The sequence below is a fragment of the Halodurantibacterium daqingense genome (assembly GCF_042666235.1).
Taxonomy (GTDB): domain Bacteria; phylum Pseudomonadota; class Alphaproteobacteria; order Rhodobacterales; family Rhodobacteraceae; genus Halodurantibacterium; species Halodurantibacterium daqingensis.
This window is the reverse complement of record NZ_JBHTFQ010000003.1, coordinates 131,313-157,838: the sequence shown is the minus strand read 5'-3', so window position 1 is coordinate 157,838 and position 26,526 is coordinate 131,313. Positions and strand designations below refer to the sequence as shown.

General features: G+C 65.2%; 26 protein-coding genes and 1 riboswitch. Of the genes, 11 read left to right on the top strand and 15 right to left on the bottom strand.

Features of this window, described 5'->3' with window-relative positions; all coding sequences use genetic code 11:
- Positions 1-22: 22 nt before the first annotated feature.
- Positions 23-1,117: a GTP cyclohydrolase FolE2 gene (gene folE2, locus ACFQXB_RS06940; RefSeq protein ID WP_377401208.1), complete on the bottom strand. Its 1,095-nt coding sequence runs from the start codon at positions 1,115-1,117 to the stop codon at positions 23-25.
- A gap of 98 nt (positions 1,118-1,215) precedes the next feature.
- Positions 1,216-2,397 carry an O-succinylhomoserine sulfhydrylase gene (gene metZ, locus ACFQXB_RS06935; RefSeq protein WP_377401205.1) on the bottom strand — a complete coding sequence of 394 codons (1,182 nt, stop codon included), beginning with the start codon at positions 2,395-2,397 and terminating at the stop codon, positions 1,216-1,218.
- 41 nt (positions 2,398-2,438) lie between these two features.
- Positions 2,439-2,516, bottom strand: a riboswitch (SAM riboswitch).
- Between the two features lie 102 nt (positions 2,517-2,618).
- Between metZ and ACFQXB_RS06930 the strand changes: the two genes are divergently transcribed.
- Positions 2,619-3,323: a glutathione S-transferase N-terminal domain-containing protein gene (locus tag ACFQXB_RS06930; RefSeq protein WP_377401202.1), complete on the top strand. Its 705-nt coding sequence runs from the start codon at positions 2,619-2,621 to the stop codon at positions 3,321-3,323.
- 33 nt (positions 3,324-3,356) lie between these two features.
- Here ACFQXB_RS06930 and ACFQXB_RS06925 read toward each other — a convergent pair whose 3' ends face one another.
- Together ACFQXB_RS06925 and ACFQXB_RS06920 are read right to left on the bottom strand one after the other, a co-directional pair.
- Positions 3,357-3,959, bottom strand: a complete 603-nt coding sequence (locus tag ACFQXB_RS06925) for an inner membrane-spanning protein YciB (RefSeq protein ID WP_377401199.1) — start codon at positions 3,957-3,959, stop codon at positions 3,357-3,359.
- 11 nt (positions 3,960-3,970) lie between these two features.
- Positions 3,971-4,870, bottom strand: a complete 900-nt coding sequence (locus ACFQXB_RS06920) for an EamA family transporter (protein WP_377401196.1) — start codon at positions 4,868-4,870, stop codon at positions 3,971-3,973.
- Between the two features lie 98 nt (positions 4,871-4,968).
- Between ACFQXB_RS06920 and ACFQXB_RS06915 the strand changes: the two genes are divergently transcribed.
- Positions 4,969-5,493, top strand: a complete 525-nt coding sequence (locus ACFQXB_RS06915) for an MgtC/SapB family protein (RefSeq protein ID WP_377401193.1) — start codon at positions 4,969-4,971, stop codon at positions 5,491-5,493.
- A 13-nt stretch (positions 5,494-5,506) separates the two neighbouring features.
- Here ACFQXB_RS06915 and ftsY read toward each other — a convergent pair whose 3' ends face one another.
- Positions 5,507-6,559 (bottom strand): signal recognition particle-docking protein FtsY, encoded by a 1,053-nt coding sequence (gene ftsY / locus ACFQXB_RS06910; protein ID WP_377401190.1) that lies wholly within the window; start codon positions 6,557-6,559, stop codon positions 5,507-5,509.
- A 168-nt stretch (positions 6,560-6,727) separates the two neighbouring features.
- Between ftsY and ACFQXB_RS06905 the strand changes: the two genes are divergently transcribed.
- Positions 6,728-7,135: a hypothetical protein gene (locus tag ACFQXB_RS06905; RefSeq protein WP_377401187.1), complete on the top strand. Its 408-nt coding sequence runs from the start codon at positions 6,728-6,730 to the stop codon at positions 7,133-7,135.
- Here the strand turns inward: ACFQXB_RS06905 and xseA are convergent.
- On the bottom strand, positions 7,132-8,757 hold the full coding sequence (gene xseA / locus ACFQXB_RS06900; protein ID WP_377401184.1) for an exodeoxyribonuclease VII large subunit: 1,626 nt from the start codon (positions 8,755-8,757) through the stop codon (positions 7,132-7,134). The genes ACFQXB_RS06905 and xseA overlap by 4 nt on opposite strands.
- A 73-nt stretch (positions 8,758-8,830) precedes the next feature.
- On the opposite strand from xseA, the gene purD reads away from it, so the two are divergent.
- Positions 8,831-10,093 carry a phosphoribosylamine--glycine ligase gene (gene purD / locus ACFQXB_RS06895; protein WP_377401181.1) on the top strand — a complete coding sequence of 421 codons (1,263 nt, stop codon included), beginning with the start codon at positions 8,831-8,833 and terminating at the stop codon, positions 10,091-10,093.
- A gap of 569 nt (positions 10,094-10,662) precedes the next feature.
- On the opposite strand, the gene ACFQXB_RS06890 is transcribed toward purD, so the two are convergent.
- From ACFQXB_RS06890 to rpiA, 6 genes are all read right to left on the bottom strand, one after another.
- Complete coding sequence (locus ACFQXB_RS06890; RefSeq protein ID WP_377401178.1) at positions 10,663-10,986, bottom strand: 2Fe-2S iron-sulfur cluster-binding protein; 324 nt, start codon at positions 10,984-10,986, stop codon at positions 10,663-10,665.
- A 146-nt stretch (positions 10,987-11,132) separates the two neighbouring features.
- Entirely contained in the window at positions 11,133-12,608 is a 1,476-nt protein-coding gene (locus tag ACFQXB_RS06885) for a Do family serine endopeptidase (RefSeq protein WP_377401175.1), read from the bottom strand.
- Positions 12,609-12,827: 219 nt separating this feature from the next.
- Positions 12,828-13,781: a protease modulator HflC gene (hflC, locus tag ACFQXB_RS06880; RefSeq protein ID WP_377401172.1), complete on the bottom strand. Its 954-nt coding sequence runs from the start codon at positions 13,779-13,781 to the stop codon at positions 12,828-12,830.
- Entirely contained in the window at positions 13,781-14,914 is a 1,134-nt protein-coding gene (gene hflK, locus ACFQXB_RS06875; protein ID WP_377401169.1) for an FtsH protease activity modulator HflK, read from the bottom strand. The genes hflC and hflK overlap by 1 nt, the downstream gene beginning before the upstream one ends.
- 55 nt (positions 14,915-14,969) lie before the next feature.
- On the bottom strand, positions 14,970-16,331 hold the full coding sequence (gene gor, locus ACFQXB_RS06870; RefSeq protein WP_377401166.1) for a glutathione-disulfide reductase: 1,362 nt from the start codon (positions 16,329-16,331) through the stop codon (positions 14,970-14,972).
- A gap of 9 nt (positions 16,332-16,340) precedes the next feature.
- Positions 16,341-17,123: a ribose-5-phosphate isomerase RpiA gene (gene rpiA / locus ACFQXB_RS06865; RefSeq protein WP_377401163.1), complete on the bottom strand. Its 783-nt coding sequence runs from the start codon at positions 17,121-17,123 to the stop codon at positions 16,341-16,343.
- A gap of 169 nt (positions 17,124-17,292) precedes the next feature.
- Here rpiA and ACFQXB_RS06860 point away from each other — a divergent pair, with 169 nt between their 5' ends.
- Both ACFQXB_RS06860 and ACFQXB_RS06855 read left to right on the top strand, forming a co-directional pair.
- On the top strand, positions 17,293-18,666 hold the full coding sequence (locus tag ACFQXB_RS06860; protein ID WP_377401160.1) for an L-serine ammonia-lyase: 1,374 nt from the start codon (positions 17,293-17,295) through the stop codon (positions 18,664-18,666).
- Between the two features lie 44 nt (positions 18,667-18,710).
- Positions 18,711-19,664, top strand: coding sequence for a DMT family transporter (locus tag ACFQXB_RS06855; protein WP_377401157.1), 954 nt, complete (start codon positions 18,711-18,713; stop codon positions 19,662-19,664).
- Here ACFQXB_RS06855 and ACFQXB_RS06850 read toward each other — a convergent pair.
- Genes ACFQXB_RS06850 through ACFQXB_RS06840 form a run of 3 tightly spaced genes read right to left on the bottom strand, consistent with a single transcriptional unit; the run spans position 19,603 to position 21,822 of the window.
- Complete coding sequence (locus ACFQXB_RS06850; RefSeq protein WP_377401154.1) at positions 19,603-20,271, bottom strand: thiamine diphosphokinase; 669 nt, start codon at positions 20,269-20,271, stop codon at positions 19,603-19,605. The two genes, ACFQXB_RS06855 and ACFQXB_RS06850, sit on opposite strands and share 62 nt — an antisense overlap.
- A complete protein-coding gene (locus ACFQXB_RS06845; protein ID WP_377401151.1) occupies positions 20,271-20,519 on the bottom strand; it encodes a DUF2842 domain-containing protein in 249 nt (82 codons plus the stop codon). Before ACFQXB_RS06845 ends, ACFQXB_RS06850 begins: the two co-directional genes overlap by 1 nt.
- A 10-nt stretch (positions 20,520-20,529) precedes the next feature.
- Positions 20,530-21,822: an adenylosuccinate synthase gene (locus ACFQXB_RS06840; protein ID WP_377401148.1), complete on the bottom strand. Its 1,293-nt coding sequence runs from the start codon at positions 21,820-21,822 to the stop codon at positions 20,530-20,532.
- Between the two features lie 191 nt (positions 21,823-22,013).
- Here ACFQXB_RS06840 and secG point away from each other — a divergent pair, with 191 nt between their 5' ends.
- From secG to ACFQXB_RS06815, 5 genes are all read left to right on the top strand, one after another.
- A complete protein-coding gene (secG, locus tag ACFQXB_RS06835; RefSeq protein ID WP_377401145.1) occupies positions 22,014-22,370 on the top strand; it encodes a preprotein translocase subunit SecG in 357 nt (118 codons plus the stop codon).
- Positions 22,371-22,540: 170 nt separating this feature from the next.
- The gene (locus ACFQXB_RS06830) at positions 22,541-24,184 is read left to right on the top strand and encodes a CTP synthase (RefSeq protein ID WP_377401142.1); all 1,644 of its coding nucleotides are present in this window, start codon (positions 22,541-22,543) and stop codon (positions 24,182-24,184) included.
- A gap of 76 nt (positions 24,185-24,260) precedes the next feature.
- On the top strand, positions 24,261-24,707 hold the full coding sequence (locus ACFQXB_RS06825) for a tellurite resistance TerB family protein (RefSeq protein ID WP_377401867.1): 447 nt from the start codon (positions 24,261-24,263) through the stop codon (positions 24,705-24,707).
- Between the two features lie 210 nt (positions 24,708-24,917).
- The gene (locus tag ACFQXB_RS06820; protein ID WP_377401139.1) at positions 24,918-25,730 is read left to right on the top strand and encodes an ABC transporter ATP-binding protein; all 813 of its coding nucleotides are present in this window, start codon (positions 24,918-24,920) and stop codon (positions 25,728-25,730) included.
- Positions 25,731-25,755: 25 nt separating this feature from the next.
- Positions 25,756-26,481, top strand: a complete 726-nt coding sequence (locus ACFQXB_RS06815) for a transporter substrate-binding domain-containing protein (RefSeq protein ID WP_377401136.1) — start codon at positions 25,756-25,758, stop codon at positions 26,479-26,481.
- The last annotated feature ends 45 nt before the right edge of the window (positions 26,482-26,526 follow it).

Sequence of the window (26,526 nt, the reverse complement as noted above, 5' to 3'; positions counted from 1 at the left end):
GCAGCACCCGGTCCGCCCTGGCTCAGCCAGCGTGGTAAAGCGTGTTGAACAGGCGCGGATCGAGACTTTGCGCTGCGAAGGTTTCGCCATGTGTCAGGATGCTGACCGCGTCATGGCTGTGCAGGCTTTCCTGATGGCTTGCCACCACCCTGAAATCGCCGATCCGCTTGTCCTTCAGCAGTTCGCCACAGAACGACCGCGCCGCATCTTCGACAAAGATCGGATTGGCGGCATTCAGTTCCGCAAAGGCCTGTTCATCCTCGCGCTTGACCATCACCTGCGTTTCCGTGGGCACGGCTGCACGGCACAGATCGATCAGGTCCTCGAACCAGAGGCACTGCGCGCCCACGATCTCGACCGACAGACGCGCCACCGAACGCTGCGAGTGTGGCGTGGCAAGCTGGCCGCGCGTGCGGCGGGCATGTTCGGACAGCTCCAGCGAGCACGGGCAGGTCGAACTGTAGACATAATCCAGATGCATGATCTTCTTGCGCGCGCCGGCCTGTTCGATCAGCTCAAGCGCGATGTCATAGTACTGGTAGCCCTGCAGCCCCGACCGCAGCGACGTGACGCGCATGGGAAACGAGAGCCGCATCTGGATTCGGGCATCCAGCGACTCCAGATCCGATTTGTAGTCGTCCAGCGCCGCTTCGATCACGCCAAAGCTGAACGTCCGTTCGGCGTGGTTGTAGAAGCTGCGCATGATGCGCGACATGTTGATGCCCTTCTTCTCGGCCTCGAGGCTGACCGTGCCGGTCACCGAGGTTTCAAGCGTCAGATCTCCGTTGTCACGGGTGTGGAACCGGATCGGCAGGCGGAAGTTGGAAATGCCGACATGCTGGATCTGTTGCCGGGCGCCCTTGATCAGACTTGCAGGACCGTTCTGAAGATCGGGCAGGCTGGCCTTGTAGGCTTCATCAGCCTCGAAACCGGCGGGATAGGTGCGACTCAGGTCGGGATAGGGGACAGCGCCGGGCAGAAGCCCGCCCACCGCCGGATCAAGCCGGTCGATTTCGGCGTCGCTGGCCTTGCTGGCCCATTGCCGCAACAGCGCAAGCGCTTCTGCGGCCTCCTGTTCGCTGGGCTTGCGGTCGATCTCGGGCGTGTGGATATTCATGTCTTCCCCTCGGATGGGTTGGGCCGACCCGCCCCATAGTTGGGGATGGGCGCGCCGATGTCCAACTCTTTCAGGCAGAATACGTCTGGATCTTCTTGTCAGATCACATCCAGTGCCTGCCGCAGATCCGCGACCAGATCATCCGGATCCTCAAGCCCCACCGACACGCGGATCAGGCCGGGCGTGATGCCCAGCAGCGCCTTCTGATCCTCGGGCAGGCGCTGGTGGGTGGTTGTGGCCGGATGGGTCACGAGGCTTTTGGCGTCGCCCAGGTTATTGGTGATCTTGAAGATCTTCAGCGCGTTGAGGAACCGGAACGCGGCCTCTTTTCCGCCCTTCAGGTCGATGGCCAGCACCGTGCCGCCACCCCCCATGACCTGCGCGGCCAGACTGTGCTGCGGATGGCTGGGCAGAAGCGGATGCAGAACCCGGTGCAACCGTTCGTCGCCCTCAAGCGCCCTGGCGATGATCAGCGCGCTTTCGTCCTGGGCGCGCACCCGCAGGTCCAGCGTTTCAAGGCCCTTCAGCATGACCCAGGCATTGAACGGGCTCATCGAGCCGCCGGTGTGCTTCATGTAGGTTTCGACTGTCTTGCGGATGAAATCGCGGCTGCCGCAGATCACGCCGCCAAGGCAACGGCCCTGCCCGTCGATATGCTTGGTGGTCGAATAGACCACCACATCCGCACCCAGTTCCACGGCGCGCGAAAAGACCGGCGTGGCAAAGACATTGTCCACCACCACCAGCGCACCCACGGCATGGGCGATTTCGGCGACGGCGGCGATATCGATCAGCTCAAGTGTCGGGTTCGACACCGATTCGAAGAAAACCGCGCGCGTTCCGGGCCGCACCGCCGCGCGCCACTGCTCCAGATCGGTGCCATCGACAAGGGTCACCTCGACGCCAAAGCGTCGCAGGATTTCCTCGAGGATGTAAAGGCAGGATCCGAAGAGCGCCCGTGACGACACGACGTGATCGCCCGCCCGCAGCATCGACATCAGCGCCCCGTTCACCGCAGCCATCCCGGACGCCGTGGCAAAGGCATCCTCGGTGCCCTCGATCGCCGCAATCCGGTCCTCGAACATCGCAACGGTCGGGTTGCCGTAACGGGCATAGATGAATTCGTCCGGGCCCGCCTGCACGAACCGCGCTTCGGCAGCCTCGGCCGTATCATAGACGAAGCCCTGGGTCAGAAAGATCGCCTCGGACATCTCGCCATACTGGCTGCGCCGGGCGCCCGTATGCACCAGCTTGGTGCGTGTCTTCCAGTTTTCTGCCATGGCAGCCCCCGCCAAAGAAAAACCCCCACCGGATCAAGGTGGGGGCCTGCGCCCTGCCCTCTTTAGCGGAATGTTTAACGTGGCCCGCAATCCGGTCACAAAGCGCCACGGCCCTGCGATAGACCTGCACGCGCGTCACGTCAACCTTTCTGGAAGGTCGCCCCTGCGGCCCTTGTCCTTTCCGCCTGATGCTGCATCATTGCCTCCGAAAGGGGACATGCATGACCAAACCGATCGATCTTTATTACTGGCCAACACCCAACGGCTGGAAAATCTCCATCGCGCTTGAGGAAATGGGCCTGCCCTACGCCGTTCATCTGATCAATATCGGCGCAGGTGAACAGTTTGCGCCCGATTTCCTGAAGATCGCGCCAAACAACCGGATGCCCGCCATCGTCGATCCCGAGGGCCCGGACGGTCAGCCGATCTCGATCTTCGAAAGCGGCGCGATCCTGCAATATCTGGCCCGCAAGACCGGCCAGTTTGGTGGCGCGAGTGAACGCGACCGCGTTGCAGTCGAACAATGGCTGATGTGGCAGATGGGCGGCCTGGGGCCGATGGCCGGCCAGGCGCATCACTTCCTGAAATACGCGCCGGCGATGGATCCGCCGAACGACCTGCCCTATGCCAAGGACCGCTATCGCAACGAAGTGGCGCGGCTTTACGGCGTTCTGGACCGCAAGCTGGCCCAGACAGCCTATGTGGCCGGTGATTTCTATTCCATCGCCGACATGGCGATCTGGCCTTGGGCGAGCCTGTGGGAAGGCCAGCAACAGACGCTTGACGACAAGCCGAACCTCCGGCGCTGGCTCGAGGAACTTGCCGCACGGCCCGCGGTGCAGCGCGGTATGGCTGTCGCCGCCGAAAAACGCGCCAATATCCAGAGCGACCGCAAGGCGCAGGACGTGCTGTTCGGCAAGCGCTGATCCGCGCCCGGGCAGGGGCGGTCCCGGCCGCCCCTAGTCCTTCTGCACGATCCCGTGCGTCTGCATCAGCTTGGATTGCGCCATGAAGAACAGGAACATGGCGACGGTGATCCCGAAGGTCTTGAAATTGACCCAGGCGTCGGTGGACATCGTCCGCCAGACCACCTCGTTTGCCAGCGCGAGTCCGGCGAAGAACAGCGCCAGCCGCCGGGTGAGGATCATCCAGCCCTCGGGGCGCAGCGGCATCATGCCTTCCATGACGTATTGCAGCCAGGACTGGCCACGCAGCAGTCCCACGCCCAGCAGACCGGCGAAGAACAGGTAGATGATGGTCGGCTTGATCTTGAAGAACCGTTCGTCGTTCAGCCAGACCGAGAGCCCCCCGAACAGCACGACCAGCACCGCCGTCATCACCTGCATCCGGGAAAGGTGGCCGGAAAGCCACCACAACAGCCCCGTGCAGGCCAGAAGCAGCGGGATGAACGCCGCCGTCACCACGATGAAGCCGCTGTAGTCGCGCCCGCCAATGGTGAACACCTGGTCGCGCACCAGCAGATACCCGACGAAGAACGCCAGTACCGGCCCCAGCTCCAGCCCCATCTTCACGAGGGGGGATACCTGTTTCTGCTCGTCCATTTCGTCTCCTCTCATGCCGCAAACTGAACTATCACCGCGCCCGCCGCAATCAAAGCCATAAGCGCAACCCGCCGCGGCCCGACGGTTTCACCCAAGGCAAGCCAACCGATCGCCGCGGCAAAGACGGTCGAGGTTTCGCGCAGCACCGCCGCCTGCCCCACCTGCCCCAGCCGCGTTGCCATCATGATCGACCCGAAGCTGAAGATCGCGACCACCGCCCCGATCAGGCCCCGTCGCAACAGCGGTGCCAGCGCCGATGCCGGCAGCGCCCGCCACTGGCGCCAGGTCCAGAGCGGCATGAACAACCCGTCGATGAAGAAGAACCACGCCAGAAAGGTGAAGGGGTCGGCGGTGGCGCGGATGCCATAGGCGTCATAGGTCGTGTAAAGTGCCACGAAGGCACCGGTCAGCACCGCAAGCCCCAGCGCCGGGATCAGCGTGTCCCGCGCCACGCTGACATGCACAAGATTATAGGCCGCCAGCCCGAAGATCCCCGACAGAAGCACCGCAACGCCCAGCCATTGCCACGCGTTGAAGGTTTCGCCGAACAGAAGCCAGGCCCCGAACACGGCAAAAAGCGGTCCGGTCCCGCGCACGACGGGATAGACCACCGTGTAGGCGCCCCGCGTATAGGCCATCGCCTGAAACACCTTGTAGCCGGTGTGGATCACGAAGGCGCCGGCAAAGATCGGCCACATATGCGGTTCCGGCCAGGGAACGACGAACAGCGCAAAGGGCAGCGCAATCAGCATGTAGAACAGATCCATCGCCGCGCGGCTGATCCAGGGATCATGCCGGCCCTTCTGAAGCGCGCCAAAGACCGCGTGCAGCAGTGCCGCGAGCAGCGCCAGCGCCAATGCAACCTGCTGGCCGGTCGCGGTTCCTTCAAGGCTGGTCAGCCAGGCTGTCATGTCCGACAATCCTCATGCGGAACCTGCCGCGCGGCGGCGGCGTTGGCAGGAAGGTTCACCTCGGGGCGCTGCGGCACCCTTTTGCGGAAGATGTCCCGATGCTCGAAGCCCTGCTTGCCGACTTCAATGCGCCGTTCCAGTCCGTCGCCGTGGAAACTGTGGTGGTGCGGCTGATCACTGCCGTGGTGCTGGGGGCCGCCATCGGGTTCGAACGCGAATACCACGCCCATTCGGCGGGGCTGCGGACCCATATCCTGATCTCGCTTGCCGCCTGCCTGTTCACGCTGATCGCATTCGAGCTGATCAATGTCGAGATTGCCGGCGCCGCCGATCAGCAGACCGACCCGTTGCGCCTGATCGAAGCGGTCACGGCCGGGGTAGCGTTCCTGGCGGCGGGATCGATCATCACCTCGGGGGGTCAGGTGCATGGGCTTACAACGGGCGCCGGCATGTGGCTGGCGGGGGCGATCGGCCTTGCCTGCGGCACCGGGCGCATCGTGCTGGCGCTGATTGCGACCGGAATCGCCCTTGTTGTGCTGTGGATGCTGCGCACCGCGTCCAGCGCGATTGCCGCCCGCGCACGCACACTGGGCGATGGCGACGGGCGGCCCAGCACCGACTGACCCACGCAAACCGTTATCCTGCCTCCCCGGCGCCGGTCAGGGCACGGGCGAAGTCGCGCGGATCAAACGGTTGCAGATCGTCAATCTGTTCCCCCACCCCGATGGCGTGGATCGGAAGGCCGAACCGGTCGGCAAGGGCCACCAGAACCCCGCCGCGCGCGGTGCCGTCAAGCTTGGTCATCACCAGGCCCGAAACGTCGGCCAGCTTGCGGAAGGTTTCCACCTGGCTGAGAGCGTTCTGCCCGGTGGTCGCATCCAGAACCAGAAGCGTGTTATGCGGGGCCGAAGGATCCTTCTTGCGGATCACACGCACGATCTTGGCGAGTTCCTCCATCAGGTCGGCGCGGTTCTGCAACCGGCCCGCCGTGTCGATCATCAGAAGATCCGCGCCCTCTTCCTGCGCGCGCGTCATCGCGTCGAAGGCAAGGCTGGCAGGGTCTGACCCTTCCGGCGCCGTCATCACCGGCACGCCGGCGCGCTCGCCCCAGACCTGAAGCTGTTCCACGGCGGCCGCGCGGAAGGTGTCGCCCGCCGCGATCACCACCTTCTTGCCTGCCGCGCGGAACTGGCTGGCGAGCTTGCCGATCGTCGTGGTCTTGCCCGATCCATTGACCCCCACCACCAGCACGACCTGCGGCCGGGACGGATAAAGCGGCATCGGACGGGCCACCGGCTCCATGATGCGGGCAATCTCATCCGCCAGAAGCTCGCGGATTTCCTGGGCCGAAACACGCTTGCCAAAGCGCCCCTCGGCCAGATTGGCCGTGACGCGCAGGGCGGTTTCAACGCCCATGTCCGCCTGGATCAGCAATTCCTCGAGGTTCTCCAGCATCGCGTCGTCCAGGACGCGGCGCGGCTCTTCCTCGCGCCCGAAAAGGCGCCCCAGCATCCCGCCTTGCGCCGGTGCGGCGGGCTGCGGTGCCGGTTCGGCCAGTGGCGGCACTGATGCGGCGGGTCGCGGCGCAGCCTCGTCAAGGCCAGCCTCATCGACCAGCGCATCGAGCCCTTCACCGAGACGCGCCGAGGATTTCAGCATCCGGTCCTTCAGCTTCTTGAAAAACGACATGATACCTCCGGACACTGATGGTCATTCCCAGCTAATACAGCCTTGTCCCGGATGGAAGGGCTGCCCTGCCGGAAATCCGCCGAACCCCGTCACGCAGATCCCTGCGGCGGGTAGCCATCAGCCCGCCAATCTGCCAGTCTGGGCGCGACCGAGGTGAAAGAGATGATGATGCGTTTCCCCCTCCTGATGGCCCTCTGCCTTCTGCCCCTGACGACCGCCGCAGCCCATGCCGAAACGCCGATGACGGGCGCCGAGTTCGAGCGCGAGGTTACCGGCCGCACCCTGACCTATGGCACCGAGGGCGTGCCCTATGGGGTGGAACAATACCTGCCGAACCGCGAGGTGATCTGGTCCTTCATCGGTCAGGAATGCCGCCGTGGCAGCTGGTACGAGGTTGGGGAAGACATCTGCTTTACCTACGAACACGATCCGACGCCCCAGTGCTGGCGTTTCTTCCAGACGCCGGAGGGGCTGCGCGCCCGATTCATGGACGGCGCAGGCGGCGGTGGCGATCTGATCGAGGTGGACCGCAGCCCCGCACCGCTCTACTGCCCCGGCCCGGACATCGGGGTCTAGAACAGGCTGCCCTGCCCGGCGGGCGGATCGGTCTTGGCGCGCCGCCCCGGCCGGCCCCCGACCGGTATCCGGCCGTCGTGGAACTCGATCTCCAGCATGGCCGCGGTTTCGGCTGCCTCTTTCGAAGTGACCACGCTCCCTTCGGCCCGCACGACGGCATAGCCGCGCCGCAGGGTTTCACGATAGCCCAGCGTCTGACGCAGACGCTCAAGCGCCTCAAGCCGCGCCCAGGCCGCCGCGGGGGCGGCGCCTGCCGACTGATCCAGCCGCTCTGCAAGCTTGGCCAGCCGGTCGCGGCTGCGCGTGATCGCATCGCGACGGTCGCGCACCGAGCGGGCCAGCCCCAGCTCCAGACGCACTGCATATCCCGCAAGCTTGCGCCCCTCATTTCCGACCCGCTCGGCCATCCGCGCAGCGCTCAGCGCTGCGGTCGTGAAGCGGATCCGCCCGGCCTGCACCCTGGCGCCAAGCGCAGTCGAGAGCCGCAACTCGACGCGCAGCAGCCGGTCGCGGCTGCGGATGAGCCGTTCGGCCAGAACCCGCGGGCGCAGATGGGCCGCGACATCCTGGAAGGCGAGCCGCCGTTGCCCGGTTGCGTGGCGCAGCGCAGCGGACAGACGTTCGCTTCGATGGTCAAGCCGCTGTTCGGCCTGCCGCACAAGCGCCTCGGGTTGTGGCAGCGCCCGGCCCAGATCGCGCAGACGCTGCCCGCGTTGCGCCACCCCGTTTGCCGCACAGCGATCCAGCCGGGCCTCCTGTCCCTGCAGCCAGGACCACAGCTCCATTCGCACCGGCACTGCCATTTCCGCGGCCGCCGTGGGCGTGGGCGCCCGCCGGTCGGCGGCATGATCGATCAGCGTCGTATCGGTTTCGTGCCCCACGGCCGAGATCAGCGGGATCCGACTGTCCGCCGCCGCACGGACGACGATTTCTTCGTTGAAGCCCCACAGATCCTCGATACTGCCGCCGCCACGCGCGACGATCAGCAGATCAGGTCGCGGGATCGGCCCGTCCGCAGGCAGGTCGTTGAACCCGCGGATCGCCGCCGCAACCTCGTTTGCGCAGCGATCGCCCTGAACGGCGACCGGCCAGATCAACACACGGCTCGGAAAACGGTCGCGCAGGCGGTGCAGGATATCGCGAATTACCGCCCCCGAGGGCGAGGTGATGACCCCGATCACACTCGGCAGATAGGGCAAGGACCGCTTGCGCGCCGGATCGAACAGCCCCTCAGCGGCAAGTGCGGCACGGCGCTTTTCCAGCATGACCATCAGCGCACCGGCACCCGCAGGCGCCACATCCTCGATGACCATCTGGTATTTCGACTGTCCGCCGAAGGTGGTCAGCCTGCCCGTTGCGATGACCTCCATCCCCTCTTCCGGCGGCGTGCGAAGACGGTCGGCATTGCCCTTCCAGATCACGGCGGACAGGACACAGCGGTCATCCTTCAGATCCAGATAGACATGGCCCGACCGCGGCCGCGACACGCGCCCCACCTCGCCCCGAACCCGGACATGGGCGAATTCGCCTTCGACCACACGTTTGACGGCGCCCGAAATCTCGGACACGGTAAACTCGGGCGCATTCAGCCCGGGCGCGGGATCTTCGAAAAGGTCGGACATCACAGGCTCGCTTGTCAGGAACGCGGTGGCACCTTAGAACGCCGGGCAACGAAGGCCAAGAGAGGGCGGGCGGATGAACATTCTGGTTCTGGGCGGTGGCGGGCGTGAACATGCGCTGGCCTGGGCGATCAAGCAGAACCCGAAATGCGACCGCCTGATCGTGGCGCCCGGGAACGCAGGGATCGCCGCGATTGCCGAATGCGCGGAACTCGACATTCTTGACGGCGGGGCGGTGGTGGATTTTGCGGAACAGAACGCCATCGACTTCGTGGTGATCGGCCCGGAAGCACCCCTGGCCGCCGGGGTCGCCGACCGCCTGGCCGAGGCCGGCATCCTGGCCTTCGGTCCCTCGGCCGCCGCCGCCCGGCTTGAAGCGTCGAAAGCCTTTACCAAGGAAATCTGCGATGCTGCGGGCGCCCCCACCGCTGCCTGGGCCCGCTTCGACGACGCCGAGGCAGCGCGTGCCCATATCCGCACCACCGGCGCCCCGATCGTAGTGAAGGCCGATGGCCTTGCCGCCGGAAAGGGCGTGATCGTCGCCATGGACGAGGCTACCGCTCTCGGCGCCATCGACGACATGTTCAGCGGCGAGTTCGGCGCAGCCGGGGCCGAGGTGGTGATCGAGGAATTCATGACCGGCGAAGAGGCAAGCTTCTTCCTGCTGTGCGACGGAGAAACGGTGCTGCCGATCGGCACCGCACAGGATCACAAGCGCGCCTTTGACGGCGACGAAGGCCCGAATACCGGCGGCATGGGCGCCTATTCGCCCGCCCCGGTGCTGTCCGATGCGATAGCCGAACAGGCGCTGGCCGAAATCGTGCGCCCGACGATCCGCGAGATGGCGCGGCGTGGCACCCCCTACAAGGGCGTGCTTTATGCCGGATTGATGATCGAGAACGGCCGCGCGCGGCTGGTCGAATACAACGTCCGCTTCGGCGATCCCGAATGCCAGGTATTGATGATGCGCTTGGGCGCGCAAGTGCTTGACCTGCTGCTTGCCTGCGCAGAGGGGCGCCTGTCGGAATTGCGGGTGGACTGGGCCGATGATCACGCGCTTACGGTCGTGATGGCCGCCGAGGGATACCCCGGCCCCTATGCAAAGGGAAGCATCATCACCGGCCTTGACGCCCTGCCGCAGGACAGCGCGCATATGGTATTTCACGCCGGGACCGCGCTCGACAACGGCCGCCTTGTTGCCGCCGGAGGGAGGGTTCTGAACGTGACCGCGCGTGGCGCCACCCTGGCCGAAGCCCGCAGTCGCGCCTATGACATGATCGCACAGATCGACTGGCCGGGGGGCTTCTGCCGGTCCGACATCGGCTGGCGCGCGCTTTAGAACGGGCAGCGGGCGGGGAAGAAAAGGCCGCGCCCCCATCCTGGTCAGCGCCGGACGGACACCGGACACCGGAGTCCTAGAGGACCAGCAGCATTTCGGAGAGGGGCGTAAACAGTGCCTGACTGATGCGCGTCGATGGCAACCCGCCATCCCTTCCGATCGTCGGTTGCTTTCCAGCACAACACGACATGCGTTCGCCAATGGGTTTGAACCGCTGACGCCTTCGCCGGTTCTGTCTTGCCGAGGATCCCGTTCGCCTGCCGCAGCTCGCGCTGCTGGCGCTCCAGCGACTTCACCCTTCTCCGCAGCGCCGAATCGCTTGCCGCGGCGCCTTCGGCCTTTCGCACCCTTCAATGTCTGCCGCGCTAAACATGGAGGCGATGAACATCACCGCTTGCGGGCGCCGTCGGTGCTGACCGTGCGGGTCGAATACCAGCCGCGCGGCGCCTTTGCGCAGGCGTCGGACGACTTCTTCGCAGTCTTGCTCATGATGCTTCACCCTTCTCAGAAGTTGAAACCTCCGGCAAAACAGGTTCAGCCCTCAGCCCTCAGCCCTCAGCCCTCAGCCCTCAGATCTGCTTCTCGGGCATGTGAACGACAAGTCCGTCCAGCGCATCGCTCACCTTGATCTGGCAGGTCAGGCGCGACCGGGCCGGATCGGGCTGATAGGCGAAATCCAGCATGTCTTCTTCCATCGCATCTTTCGGCGGCAGCTTCTCGACCCAGTCCGGGGCGACATAGACATGGCATGTGGAGCAGGCGCAGGCGCCGCCGCAATCGGCCTCGATCCCGGGGATGCCGTTGTCGCGGGCGCCTTCCATGACGGTCAATCCCGTCGCAACCTCGACGACATGTTCCTTGCCGCCGAATTCCACATAGGTGATCTTTGCCATCGTGATCCTCTTGTCTCAGATGCTGACAGGCGCTTGCCGCCTTTCCCTTGCGACATAAGCCAACAGCCACATCTTGGCCAGCCCGACCGTCCGGAAGGCGAGAGGGCGCCGTCTCCGGCGCCCTCCGCTGCAGTGATCAGAAGGCGTTACTCGATCGACAGGGCAACGAACCGCGGTTCGCCACCCCGGCGGATCAGCAGAAGAAGCGATCGACGCCCGGCCTCGCGCGCCTCTTCGACGCGGCCCTCAAGGTCGGCAAGTGTTGCCACGCGCTGCTGACCCGCCTCGGTGATGACGTCGCCGCGCCGCAACCCTTTCTCGAAGGCTTCGCTGGCCTCGTCGATATCGGTCACCACGAGGCCCTCGGCGGTGCCGGGAAGGCCAAGTTCTTCGCGCAGCGCGGGGGTCATGTTGCTGACCGTCATGCCCAGGATGTCGGCCACAGTCGATTCCGGTGCGACCTCGGGCGCAGGCGCGCCCGGCATCGCGACGCCCTCGTCGGTTTCCCGCCGACCCAGGGTGGCCCGGAGCGTTTGCGTGCGGCCGTCGCGCATCACGGTGAGCCGCACCGCCTTGCCAACCTCGGCGTTACCGACACGACGAACCAGATCGCGGGTATCGACAACGTCGCCGCCATCAAACGACAGGATCACGTCCCCGGCCTGAATTCCGGCATCGCGGCCCGGACCTTCGGGCACATCGGTAACCAGCGCCCCGGCGGCACGTTCAAGGCCCATCGCCTCGGCGATTTCCGGCGTTACATCCTGGATCCGCACGCCAAGCCAGCCGCGCCGGGTTTCACCGAACTCGCGCAGCTGATCGACCACGCGCGTCACGACCGAGGCCGACATGGCAAAGCCGATCCCGATCGAGCCGCCAGTGGGCGACAGGATCGCGGTATTCACGCCGATCACCTCGCCTGCCATATTGAACAATGGCCCGCCCGAGTTGCCGCGGTTGATGGCGGCATCGGTCTGGATATAGTCGTCATAGCTTCCCGAAAGCGCCCGGCCCCGTGCCGAGACGATTCCCGCGGAAACCGAAAAACCCTGTCCAAGCGGGTTGCCCATGGCAACGACCCAGTCGCCTACCCGGGCGGCGTCGGAATCCCCGAAGCTGACGAAGGGCAGCGGCCGGTCACTTTCGACCTTGAGCAGCGCGATATCGGTATTCGGATCGGTTCCCACCACCTGCGCGGGCAATTCCAGACCGGTAAAGAACTCGATCAGAATCTCGTCCGCGCCCTCGATGACGTGATTGTTCGTGACGATGAACCCGTCTTCCGAGATGACGAAGCCGGAGCCGAGCGCCTGGCTGCGCCGGGGCGCGCGCGGCGCGCCGTTGGGCCCTCGGTCAAGGAAATCGCGGAAGAACTCTTCGAACGGAGAGCCTTCGGGAACGATCGGCCGCGGCCCGGTCGAGGTCTCGACCGTTGTCGATGTGGTGATGTTCACCACAGCGGGGCTCACGCGTTCGGCCAGGTCCGCGAAGCTTTCCGGCGCGGCGCGCGCATGGCCTGCGACCGTCTGGGCAAGAACCAGCACAAGGCCGAGGAACAGCGCGGCGAGAAGGCGCCGGGGGTCGGCACCCCCGAGGGGGAGGGAAATGGCCTTAGGTCTCAATCCGATCTCCTTTCCTGAAAGCTCCGGGTCGGCGGTGCGCGGCTCGGACGCTACGTGTCCTATTAGTTATGGCGCCTGTAGCAGAACGCAAACCCTCAGTAGAGGTCAGCCCCGGGCTGTCAACCAGTCGTGAACGGAATGCCACGGACCAACAGGGCCGCGCGACGCGGCGCGAATGAAAAAGCCGGCCACAGGGGCCGGCCTTTCCGGTTTCAGAGTTCAGTTCCCGACCGAGGGTGTCAGCTGCGCCTCGGGGGCTGCGGCGGGCGCCGCAGGGGCAGGCGCCGCTTCGGGTCCGGTGGCATGAAGGCCGCGGTCAGAACGCAGGTAGTTGAAGAACTCGCTGTCCGGCCGCATCACCATCGTCGAATTCTCGCCCCGCAGCGCCCGCTCGTAGGACGTAAGCGAGCGCGTGAAGGCAAAGAACTCGGGGTCACGGCCGAAGGCCTCGGCATAGATCGCATTGCGTTCGGCATCGGCCTCACCACGGATCACTTCGGCCTGGCGGCGCGCTTCCGAGACCAGTTCGACCACCGTCCGGTCCGCCGATGCCCGCACGCGCTGCGCGGCTTCGCCACCGCGGGCAATCTCGTCAGCAGCCTCGCGTTCACGCTCGGCCCGCATCCGGGCAAAGGTTGCCGCAAGGTTCTGTTCGGGCAGGTCGGTGCGCGTCAGCCGCACATCGATCACCTCGACGCCCAGCGTCGCGGCTTCACGCCGCGCCAGATCACGGATGCGGTTCATCAGCGCGGTCCGGTCATCCGAAAGCACCGCCCCCGAGGGGACCGACCCCAGAACCTCTCGGATCGCGGCGTTCACGATCCGCTCCATCCGGCCCTGTGCCGCACGAACACCCTCGATCCCCACCGCTTCGCGGAAGCGGACCACATCGACGATCCGCCAGCGGGCGAAGGCATCGACCACCAGGCGCCGATCATCGAGCGGCGTCACCTCGAGCGGCTGCGACTGCAGGCCGAGGATTCGCGCGTCATAGCGAACGACCTCCTGGATGAACGGGATCTTGAAGCCCAGCCCAGGCTCTTCGCGCACCTGTTTGACCTGGCCGAATTGCAGGACCAGAACCTTTTCACGCTCATCGACGATGAAGATCGCGGACAGGGCCAGCGCCACCGCAACGACCAGGACAGGAAGGATAAATGCAGAACGTTTCATCAGTTTCCTCCTCCGGTGCGGCGCAGTTCGTTCAGCGGCAGATAGGGAAGAACGCCGCTGCCACCGCCTTCTTCGCCGGTCACGCCATCAAGGATGACCTTGTCCATGCCGCCCAGAACCTGCTCCATCGTCTCCAGATACATCCGCCGCCGCGTCACGTCCGGGGCATTGACGTATTCGTTGTAGACCGAGACGAAGCGGCTTGCCTCACCCGAGGCGTTGTTGACCACCTCGGCGCGGTAGGCCTCGGATTCCTCGAGAACCCGTGCGGCCTCCCCCCGTGCGCCAGCCAGCACCCGGTTGGCATAGGCATCCGCCTCGCGTTCAAGCCGGTCGCGTTCCTGACGTGCGGCCTGCACTTCGCGGAAGCTGTCGATCACCTCGCGCGGCGGGTCGGCGCGATCGAAGTTCACCCGGATCACATTGATGCCCGAGGCATAGCTGTCCAGCGTTCCCTGAACCGCCTGCCGCAGATCGGCAGCAATCGCGCCACGATCGCGGTTGAGAATGGGCGAAAGTTCCGACCGGGCGATGATGTCACGCATCGCCGACTCTGATACCGCCCGCACGGTTTCGGTGGGATCGGCCAGGTTGAACAGGAAATTCTCGGGCTGCGAGATGTTCCACACCACCTGGAACGAAATGTCCACGATCGCCTCGTCGCGGGTCAGCATCAGCCCGCCTTCAAGCGGGCCGCGCCCGGCGCCGATATCGGTCACGCGCTCGCCGGTCACCTGAATGATCTCGGCACGCACTATGGGCCAGGGCGCAAAGTTGAGGCCCGGGCCACCCGTGCGGTGATAGCTGCCGAACATCAGCTCGACCGAGCGTTCTTCGGGCCGCACGGTATAGAACGAGGCCACCGCCCAAAGCGCCGCCACGGCCACAAGGCCAAGCAGAATGCCCCGGCGCGAAATGCCAGGCCCGCCCGTGCCGCCGCCGCGCGGACCGCGTGGCCCGTTGCCACCACGCCCGCCCATGAGCACCCGGAGCTGTTCCTGCCCCTTCTTCACGATCTCGTCGATTTCGGGAAGCTGCGGCCCCTCGCCGCCGGGCCGCTGACCGCCGCCGCGGTTGCCACCGCCGCCGCCCGAGCCGCCGCCTCCCCAGGGTCCGCCGTTATTACCAGACATCGAACCTTTGTTCCCCTCTCGTTATCATCAGTCTCGCAACTGGTTGCTGATGGCCTTACTCGAAAACCCGCACAGGGGCCCGGAGCGTCACAAGTTCCTCGGCCATCGTCGGATGCACCGCGACGGTGCGATCGAAATCCTCCTTGGTGGCGCCCATCTTGATGGCGATGGCCGCCAGCTGGATCATCTCGCCGGCATTGGGCGCCACGATATGGCACCCCAGAACCCGGCGGCTGTCACGGGCGACGATCAGCTTCATCATCACCCGGTCGGAACGGCCCGCGAACAAGGTCTGCATCGGACGGAACGCCGTCATGTAAACCTCGACCGGGCCGGTTTCGCGCGCGGCCTCTTCGGTGAGGCCGACCGAGCCAAGCTCGGGCTGAGTGAAAACGGCACTTGCCACCAGCTCGCGGTCGGCCTTGCGCTTCTCGCCCTTGAAAAGGGTGTCTGCGAAGGCATGCCCTTCCCGGATCGCAACCGGGGTCAGGTTGATCCTGTCCGTCACGTCCCCGACTGCATAGATAGAGGGAACGGAGCTTTGGGACCAGTCATCCACGATCACTTCGCCGTTGCGTCCCAGCGTCACACCTGCATCCTCGAGCCCAAGACCCTCGGTGTTCGGCACGCGACCGGTGGCGTAAAGCACCTGGTCGAACTCGGCCTCGTGGCCCAGCGAGGATTTGACACGGAAGCCCGTCCCGGAAGGCTCAAGCGACAGGATATCGGCCCCGCAGCGCAGGTCGATCCCGCTTTCACGCATCGCCTCGGCAATATGGCCGCGGGCTTCGTCGTCAAAGCCGCGCAGGATCTGCGCGCCGCGGTAATACTGTGTGACCTTCACCCCCAGCCCGTTCAGGATACAGGCGAATTCCGAGGCAATATAGCCGCCGCCCACGATCAGGATCGATTCAGGCAGCGTCGCAAGGCCGAAGATATCGTTCGAGGTCAGGACCTTGTCGGAATGCGACATCTCGGGCACGTAAGGCCGGCCGCCGGTCGCAATCAGGATGTGCCTGGCGCGGAAGGTCTGCCCGTCGGCCAACCGCACCGTATGCGGATCGACGACGGTGGCACGCTGGTCGTGGATGGCGACTCCGGCATTCTGAAGCCCCTTGCGATAAAGGCCCTCTAGCCGGGTCAACTCGTCGTCCAGCCGATCACGGAAATGCCGCCAGTCGAAGCCGCCCGCCTGCACGTCCCAGCCATAGGCGCGAGCATCTTCGAAGGTTGGACGATAGGTCGAGGCAAAGACCATCAGCTTCTTGGGAACGCAGCCACGGATGACACAGGTGCCGCCCATGCGGTATTCTTCGGCCAGCGCGACCGAGGCGCCACCTTCCGAGGCCGCGATCCGCGCCGCACGCACCCCGCCCGAGCCGCCGCCGATGACAAAGAGATCGTAATCGAATGCCATTGCGCCACCTCAGATGTCAGCGAATGCGTTGATCGGCCGGTCGGGATCGGCCCTTTCCTCGCGCGTGGTACGGCTGGCACGATCGCGGATGCGCACCAGCCCGTCCTCATGCCCCAGTACCACGATATCACAGAGATCGATGAAAAGCCCGTTCTCGACCACGCCGGGGATCTGGTTCAGCACCAGCGAAAGGGCGCGGGCATCGTGGATCTGACCCAGGTGCAGATCAAGGATGAAATTGCCCTCGTCGCTGATGAAAGGCGTCTCGCCCGCCATGCGTCGGGTGATGGCGGCGCCGGCATGGCCCCGGCCTTCAAGCGCCTCGCTCAGCAGCTTCTGCGTGGTCTGCCAGCCAAAGCAGATCACCTCGACCGGCAGCGGGAAGACGCCCAGCCGGGCGACGTCCTTGGCCCCATCCGCGATCACGATCATCCGGTCCGAGGCGCTGGCAACGATCTTTTCCTGAAGATGCGCGCCACCGCCGCCCTTGATCAGCTGAAAGTCGCCGTCCACCTCATCGGCACCGTCGATCGTCAGGTCAAGCCAGCCAGCCTCTTCCAGCGTGACCACCGGAATGCCCTCTTCTCGGGCCAGCGCAGCGGTGCGGCTTGAGGTCGGAACGCCGGTCACCTTCAGGCCCTCTTCGCGCACCCGCTCGCCCAGACGCCGCACCATGAAGGCCGCGGTGGAGCCGGTGCCAAGGCCAAGCCGCATCCCATCCTCGATGAAATCGACGGCGCGCCGGGCGGCAATGCATTTTGCAAAATCGGCGGGAGAAAGCTCTGTGCTCATCCATGGCTCCTGATCTGTCGCGGGGTTTATAGGAACTTTGCGCGCCGGCTGCGAGGATAATCGGCCCGCGCGGCCCCGTGCCTGTGCCTGCAACGCGACGCGAAGGATCGTTTTCCGGCGTGTGTCGGGCGCGTTTTACGCCTAAGAAGGGTTCAAAACAGGGGGAAGCATGTTCCTTTCGGTCTTTGACATGTTCAAGGTGGGGATCGGACCCTCCTCAAGCCACACGATGGGGCCGATGGTCGCAGCCGCGCGCTTTCTGGAGATGCTGCGCCACTCGCCCTTTCATCCGACGGGGCTGCGGGCGCGGCTGCACGGGTCTCTGGCCTTCACGGGCGTCGGCCATGCCACGGACCGGGCCGTGACACTGGGGCTTGCGGGCTTCACCCCCGAAGACTTTGACGCCGAGGCGGCGGAATCGGCCCTTGCCGCGATCAGGTCGTTGCGACAGGTGACGCCCCCGGGCCTGCCGGCGCTGCGCTTTGATCCCGGCACTGATCTGGTGTTTGACTACGGCCCGCCACTGCCGGGCCATGCCAATGGCATGGTGCTTCTGGCACTGGATGCGCAGGGCGATGTGCTGCTGCAGGAAACCTATTACTCGGTCGGTGGCGGCTTTGTCCTGACTGCGGCGGAACTTGGCGGCGAAAGCGCAGCGGCGCCGCCGGCGCAGGTTCCCTACCCGTTCCGCACCGCGGCCGAGATGCTTGCCATGGCATCACGCAGCGGCAAGAGCATCGCCGAGATGAAACGTGCCAACGAGCTGGCCTTTCGCAGCCCGCGCGCGCTTGAGGACGGCTTGGCCCGGATCTGGGCCGTGATGACGGCCTGCATCGACCGCGGGCTTGCCACCGACGGCATCCTTCCCGGCGGGCTGAAGGTTCGGCGTCGCGCGCATGGCATCCATCAGGCCCTGCTGCGCGAGGCCGGGCTGAACATGATCGCGCCGCATACGATCAACGACTGGATGAGCGTCTATGCCATGGCCGTCAACGAAGAGAATGCCGCAGGGGGACAGGTGGTGACCGCACCGACCAACGGTGCAGCAGGGGTGGTGCCAGCGGTGATCCGCTACTGGCTTGATCACGTCCCCGGCTCGGGCCACGCGCGGATCGGGGAGTTCCTGCTGACTGCGGCAGCGATTGGCGGGCTGGTCAAGCACAACGCCTCGATTTCGGGCGCGGAATGTGGCTGTCAGGCCGAGGTGGGCAGCGCGGCCGCCATGGCAGCGGCCGGGCTTGCCGCCGTGATGGGAGGCACGCCCGAGCAGGTGGAAAATGCCGCCGAGATCGCGCTGGAACATCACCTCGGCATGACATGCGACCCGGTGAAGGGCCTCGTGCAGGTGCCCTGCATCGAACGCAATGGCCTTGGCGCCATCAAGGCGGTTTCGGCGGCAAGCCTCGCACTACGCGGAGACGGGCAGCATCTTGTCCCGCTGGACGCCTGCATTGAAACCATGCGCCAGACCGGCCAGGACATGAGCGAGAAATACAAGGAAACCTCGCTTGGGGGCCTTGCCGTGAATGTACCCAACTGCTGATGCCGGCCCTGCAAAAAACCACCTTGCCCCGAAGGCACGCCGCGATGACCGGGAACGAGGACCGCGTCCTTCCGGGTGTTGCGCTGATGCTGGGCTTCTGCCTGATCGCGCCTCTGATCGACGTGGCATCGAAACTGGCTGCGGCCACGGTGCCCGTGGGCCAGATCACCCTGGCGCGATTTGTGGTTCAGGCCGTGCTGATGCTGCCCGTAGCCCTGGTGATGCGCGCGCCGCTGAGGCTGAGCCGTCGCGCGCTGCGGCTGATACTGTTGCGCGCGGTGTTCTCGATCCTGGCTACGGCTGCCTTTGTCGCGGCAGTGGCGGTCATGCCCATCGCCGACGCGCTTGCCATCGTCTTCGTGGAGCCGTTCATCATCCTGCTGCTGGGTTGGCTGATGTTTCGGGAACAGGTCGGGCCGCGCCGGCTGGCGGCAAGCGTGGTGGGGTTCATGGGCTGCCTGCTGGTGATCCAGCCCAGCTTCATGGCCTTCGGTGCGGCCGCACTTCTGCCGCTGGCCACCGCCCTGTTCTTTGCACTTTACATGCTGGTGACGCGGCGCCTGTCGTCCGAGGTTTCGCCCGTGGCAATGCAGTTGCACACGGCCGTTCTGGCGGTGCTGATCTGCCTGCCGATCCTCTGGCTCGGGCATCGGGCCGGCGTTGGGCCGATCAGCGTTGTGCTGCCTGTGCCGCTGGCATGGCTTTGGCTTCTGGGGGTCGGGGTCGCCGCCACGGTCAGCCACATGTTCATCACCTATGCGCTGCGCTTTGCGCCCTCGGCCACGCTGGCGCCCCTGCACTATCTGGAAATCGTCAGCGCCGTCGCGCTGGGTTACCTTGTGTTCGGCGACTTTCCGAACCTGCTGACCTGGGGCGGGATCGCGATCATCGTCGCCTCGGGGATCTATATCATCCACCGCGAACGGGTCGTGCATGTCACGGGCGGTTCGGCACCACGGCCTGCAGCGCCGCTCGCAGGCAATGGCGCGGCAGAATGACCAGCATCCGGCGTTGATCGAAGACAAGGCGCACCGGGCCGGTGACGACGTTTGATGTGCCGATCCGCTGCCCCGGGTCGAAGGTCAGCCCGGCGATGGGCCAGCGCAGGCCTTCGCTTTCGCCCTGAACCGGGCCCATGGGAAACAGCGACAAGCGCGTGCCCTTTCCGGGATCAAAGGAAAGCTGCCGCGGGGCAAGGAAGCAGATGTCGTCCCGCCCCAGCAGGAAACAGGCCTGTTCGGGGTGCTGCACAAGGGCCGTGAAGGCCGCAAGCGTGTGGTCAAGCCGCCCGCCCAGAAATCCCACGGCAAGGATGAAGGGCGCATCTATCCGCGCAAGACATTTCTGGAAATCCGTCGTGTCCTGATCGGCGACCCGGTGCAGATGCGACGCCGGCAGGGCAAGCTGCGCGGCGTCTCCCAGCGAATCGAAATCACCGATCACCGCGCGCGGCATCCATCCGGCCGAGAGCGCCGTATCGGCCCCGCCATCAGCGGCAACCAGCGTCGGCGCCAGGGCCAGCGCCTCGGCCAGATCCTGCGGCAGGGTCTCGCCCGCGCCCAGAAGCGTCACGCCATGACGGACCGTGACGATCGCCCCGGGCATCAGCCGTTGTCGGTGTCGCGGGGCGCGTCAGGGTCAGCCTGACCTACACCCCGGAAGACAAAGCGGAAAGGGGCCATCCACAGGAACCCGAGGATCACGTAGATGGCAAGTTCCAGCCAGATTGGCGGCCGGTCGAACAGACCGACCACATTCACCGCGATGACGATGTAAAGCGGCATCCCGATCAGCAGCAGCACCAGCGACCACCGCCGCCGCGCCTTGTAGGACAGGCCTTTACGTTGCGTCATCGCCGGCTCCTCAATCCGAGAACGGGTCGGTCACCAGGATCGTGTCATCCCGTTCCGGCGAAGTGGAGACAAGCGCCACCGGGCATTGGATCAACTCCTCGATCCGGCGCACATATTTGATCGCCGCGGCCGGAAGGTCGGCCCAGGACCGGGCGCCGGCGGTGCTTTCGCTCCAACCTTCCCACGTTTCATAGATCGGGGTGACGCGGGCCTGCAGATTGGCGGCCGTGGGCAGATAGTCCAGCCGCTCACCATCCAGGTCGTAGCCCACGCAGATCTTCAACTCGTCAAAACCATCAAGCACATCAAGCTTGGTCAGCGCGATGCCGGAAACACCCGAGGTCGCGCAGGTCTGGCGCACGAGCACCGCGTCGAACCAGCCGCAGCGGCGCTTGCGGCCCGTAACTGTGCCGAACTCGTGGCCCCGCTCGCCCAGCCGCTGGCCGTCGGCATCGGTCAGTTCCGTGGGGAACGGCCCTTCACCGACGCGCGTGGTATAAGCCTTGACGATCCCCAGCACGAAGTCGATCGCGTTCGGGCCCAGCCCGGTGCCCGTCGCTGCTGCACCCGCCGTCGTGTTGGAGGAGGTGACGAAGGGATAGGTCCCGAAATCGACATCCAGAAGCGAGCCCTGCGCCCCTTCAAAGAGAATCCGCTTGCCCGCGCGGCGGGCCTCGGTCAGCACTTTCCAGACGGGGGCGGCGAAGGGCAGGATCCTGGGGGCGACCTCTTCCAGAGCGGCCTTCAGCGCGTCGCGGTCGACCGGCTCAAGCCCAAGCCCCTTGCGCAGCGCGTCATGGTGCGTCAGCAGGCGGTCAAGGCGCAGTTCCAGCGTTGCCGGATCGGCCAGATCGGCAACCCGCACCGCACGGCGGCCCACCTTGTCTTCATAGGCGGGGCCGATCCCGCGACCGGTGGTCCCGATCTTGGCCACCGTTGTCTGCGCCTCGCGCCCGCGATCCAGTTCACCATGAACCGGCAGGATAAGCGGCGTGTTCTCGGCGATCATCAGGTTTTCGGGCGAAATGCTCACCCCCTGCCCCGCCAGCTTCTCGATCTCGGCGAGAAGTGCCCAGGGGTCAAGAACCACGCCATTGCCGATCACGCTCAGCTTGCCACCGCGCACGATGCCCGAGGGCAGCAGCGACAGCTTGTAGACCGTTCCGTCGATGACAAGGGTATGGCCCGCGTTGTGCCCGCCCTGAAAACGCGCGATCACATCGGCGCGTTCTGAAAGCCAGTCAACGATCTTGCCTTTCCCTTCGTCGCCCCATTGGGCACCGACAACAACGACATTGGCCATATCCGCCTCTCGCGTATGAAAATCCGCATCCCTCATAGCGGCCCCGGAAGGCTTTCGAAACCACAAATTACCCAAGGTGCCGCGCAATCGGCCCCTTCCGGACGCCGGAACGCCCCAGGCCGGGGCAAAGGGGTTGCGGCAGGGCGCGCTTGGGCCTAGATAGGCGCGAAAGTTCAGCCGAAAGCCGCCCCATGGAAAATGTCGTCCTCGTCATCCACCTGATCCTTGCGCTTTGCCTGATCGGTGCCGTCCTGCTGCAACGCTCCGAAGGCGGCGGGCTGGGGCTTGGCGGCGGCGGTGGCGGCGGGGTGATGAGCGGCCGTGCCGCGGCAACCGCGATGGGCAAGCTCACCTGGGCCTTCGCCATCGCCTTCATCTGCACCTCGATCGCGCTGACGGTCTTTGCCGCGCAGAATGCCACGGGTGGTTCGGTTGTTGACAGGCTGGGCATCCCCGCGGCCGGCACGCCTGCCCCGGCGCCCTCGATGGAGGATCTTCTGCCGCCCACGACCGGCAATGCCCCGCTTGTGCCGCCGCGCGCCGACTGACCAAGACCGCCGCTACAATCATTTGGCACCCGCCCCTTCGGCGCGACAGCATCTTGCGGTCAGGTTGCGGAGCTTTGGCGAATCCGCTATAGCTTGAGCCCCGTGATGCATCGTCCCGCGCCGGGCCGGATGCCGCATATCACTTGACCAATCACGGGAGACGCATCCTCATGGCACGCTATGTTTTCATCACGGGCGGGGTCGTCTCTTCCTTGGGCAAGGGGCTTGCCTCGGCGGCGCTGGGCGCGCTTTTGCAGGCTCGCGGCTTTTCGGTGCGGCTGCGCAAGCTGGATCCTTATCTGAACGTGGACCCGGGCACGATGTCGCCCTTCGAGCATGGCGAGGTTTTCGTGACCGACGATGGCGCGGAAACGGACCTCGATCTGGGGCATTACGAACGCTTTACCGGCGTGGCGGCGCGGCGGACGGACTCCGTTTCCTCGGGGCGCATCTACTCCAACGTGCTGGAGAAGGAGCGCCGCGGCGACTATCTGGGCAAGACGATTCAGGTCATTCCGCACGTGACCAACGAAATCAAGGACTTCCTGGCCGTGGGCGAGGATGAGGTCGATTTCATGCTCTGCGAGATCGGCGGCACCGTGGGCGACATCGAGGGCCTGCCTTTCTTCGAGGCAATCCGCCAGTTCGCCCAGGAAAAACCCAGGGGGCAGTGCATCTTCATGCACCTCACTCTGCTGCCCTATGTCTCGGCCAGCGGCGAGTTGAAGACCAAGCCTACGCAGCATTCCGTCAAGGAGCTTCGCTCCATAGGGATTGCCCCCGATGTGCTGGTCTGTCGCTCGGAGCATCCGATCCCCGAGAAAGAGCGGGAAAAGATCGCCCTGTTCTGCAATGTGCGCAAGGATGCCGTCATTGCCGCGCCCGATCTCAAGACGATCTACGAGGCCCCGCTGGCCTATCACCGCGAAGGCCTTGACCAGGCGGTGCTGGATGCCTTTGCGATCAGCCCCGCCCCGCGCCCGGACCTGAGCCGGTGGGAAGACGTGATGGACCGGCTGGAAAATGCCGAAGGTCTGGTGCGGGTGGCCATCGTCGGCAAATACACCCAGCTTGAGGATGCCTACAAATCCATCGCCGAGGCGCTCACCCATGGCGGCATGGCGAACCGAGTGCGCGTGAAGGCGGAATGGATCGACGCCGAGATATTCGAGCGCGAGGATCCGAGCCCCTGGTTGCAGGGGTTCCATGCCATCCTCGTTCCCGGCGGCTTTGGCGAGCGGGGCACCGAAGGCAAGATCAAGGCCGCTCAATTCGCGCGCGAACGTGGCATTCCCTACCTGGGCATCTGCCTTGGCATGCAGATGGCCGTCATCGAGGCGGCGCGCAACCTTGCCGGGCTGAAGGACGCCGGATCAGAAGAATTCGACCATGAAGCCGGGAAAAAGCGATTCACGCCGGTCGTCTATCACCTGAAGGAATGGATCCAGGGCAACCACAAGGTCGCGCGCAAGCTGGGCGACGACAAGGGCGGCACCATGCGGCTTGGCGCCTATACCGCCCAGCTCGCGGAAGGCTCGCTGGCGGCCAAGGTCTATGGCGGGCGTACGATCGAAGAGCGTCACCGCCATCGTTACGAGGTCGATATCCGCTATCGCGATCAGCTGGAGGGCTGCGGACTGGTCTTTTCGGGAATGTCGCCAGACGGGCGCCTGCCCGAGATCGTCGAACACCGGGATCATCCCTGGTTCATCGGCGTCCAGTTCCATCCCGAGCTGAAATCCAAACCCTTCGAGCCGCACCCGCTGTTCGCCGATTTCATCCGTGCGGCGCGCGACAATTCACGACTGGTCTAGGCCCCTCAGGGGCTTGTGAACGGCATGCGCGGCGCGCCTGATTGGCTTGCCCCGGATGCCGATCTATATGAGCAGGATGTTTGCCGATTTTCTCAGACGCCTGACAGCCCCCGCCCCCGCGCCGCTGTCGGACCCGGACGCCCGGCTTGCCCTTGGGGCGTTGCTTGTACGCGTGGCCCGGGCCGACGGGCATTATGCGCCGCCCGAGGTGGCGCGGATCGAACGCTGCCTTGCAGCCCGGTTCGGACTGGATGCCGAAGCCGCCCGCGCCCTGCGGATCGAGGCCGAGATTCTCGAGGCAGAGGCGCCGGATACTGTCCGCTTCACCCGCGCCATCAAGGACGCGGTGCCCTATGAGGAACGCGAAAGCGTCATCGAGGCAATGTGGTACGTGGTGCTGAGCGACGGGGTGCGGGACGCAGAAGAGGATGCCATGCTGCGCCTGGTGGCGAATCTGCTCGGCATCAGCGACCGCGACTCGGCACTTGCCCGACAGCGAGTCGAGGCACGGATGCACGCCTGATCCCTATGGGCGCTTTGGGCGCGATTGGCAGCCTGCCGGTTGCTGCTCGCGCCTCGCTTGAAAACGATCCGCCAAGCTTGCCTCATAATTGTCGCAGCGCCGGGCACCGACCGCCAACCCGCCCACAAACCATGCAGAACAGGCGTTCCTGATTGCTTTTCAGTCGTTTCGCAACGTCGCCTGCACAGGAAGATTGCATAATCTCCGCGAATGCGCCCTATTGAGGACATGTCCATTTCCGAAGAACTCCCCTTGCCGCCGCCCGTCATCGAGATCCGCGACCTGCACAAGAGCTATGGCAAGCTCGAAGTGCTCAAGGGCGTCGATCTGGTCGCACCGCGCGGCCATGTCGTATCGCTGATCGGATCCTCGGGTTCGGGCAAATCCACACTTCTGCGTTGCTGCAACCTGCTTGAGGACAGCGAGCAGGGCGAGATCATCTTCGAGGGCGAACCGGTGCGCTGGCGCGGCACTGGGCTGAACCGCCACCCCGCCGACAAGGCGCAGGTCATGCGCATCCGCACCAATCTGTCCATGGTATTCCAGCAGTTCAACCTCTGGTCCCATCTGAGTATCCTTCAGAACGTGATGGAGGCGCCGGTGACGGTTCTGGGGCAAGACCGGTCCGCGGTCGAGGCGCGGGCAAGGATGCTGCTGGATAAGGTCGGCATCGGCGAAAAGGCCGATGCCTACCCGGCCATGCTTTCGGGCGGTCAGCAGCAACGCGCCGCCATTGCGCGGGCGCTGTGCATGGAGCCGCGCGCGCTTCTGTTCGATGAACCCACCTCGGCGCTGGATCCGGAACTTGAACAGGAGGTGGTCAAGGTCATCAAGGCGCTGGCCGACGAGGGCCGGACCATGATCCTGGTCACCCATGACATGCGGCTGGCGGCCGATGTCTCGGACCATGTCGTCTTTCTTCACCAGGGGCGGATCGAGGAGGAGGGCCCGCCCGCGGCGCTGTTCGGCGCCCCAAGAACCGACCGCCTTCGCCAGTTTCTGCGGGCCACCGAGCCCGCCTGAACCAGTCCAACCAAGGGAGCCAAACATGAAAAAACTGATGCTTTCCGCTGCCATTCTTGCGCTTGGCACCGGCACGGCCTTCGCGCAGAACGTCGTTCGCCTGGGAACCGAGGGCGCCTACCCTCCCTACAACTTCATCAACGACAACAACCAGCTTGACGGCTTCGAGCGCGAACTGGGCGATGAGCTTTGCGCACGCGCCGAACTGACATGCGAATGGGTGATCACCGACTGGGATTCGATCATCCCCAACCTGACGGCTGGCAACTTTGACGCGATCATGGCCGGGATGTCGATCACTCCGGAACGCCAGCAGGTCATCACCTTCACGCAGAACTACACCCCCCCGGCCAGTTCGGCCTATGTCGCCCTGAGCGAGGATGCCGATCTGGAGGGTGGCGTCATTGCGGTGCAGGTCTCGACCCAGCAGGCCGGCTATATCGCCAGCACCGGCGCGACGCTTCTGGAGTTTGCGACGCCGGATGAAACCATCGCCGCCGTGCGCAACGGCGAAGCCGATGCCGTCTTTGCCGACCGCGACTTCCTTGTGCCGATCGTGAACGAATCGGGCGGTCAGCTGATGTTTGCCGGTGAGGACATCCAGCTGGGTGACGGCGTGGGCATGGGCCTGCGTCAGACCGATACCGAACTGCGCGACACCTTCGACGCGGCAATCGGTTCGATGAAGGAGGACGGATCGCTCAACGCGCTGATCACCAAGTGGTTCGGCCCCGATTCGCCCACCTACTGATCTGAACCCCGGGCGGGGCCGGACGGCCCTGCCCCATTTCGGGCA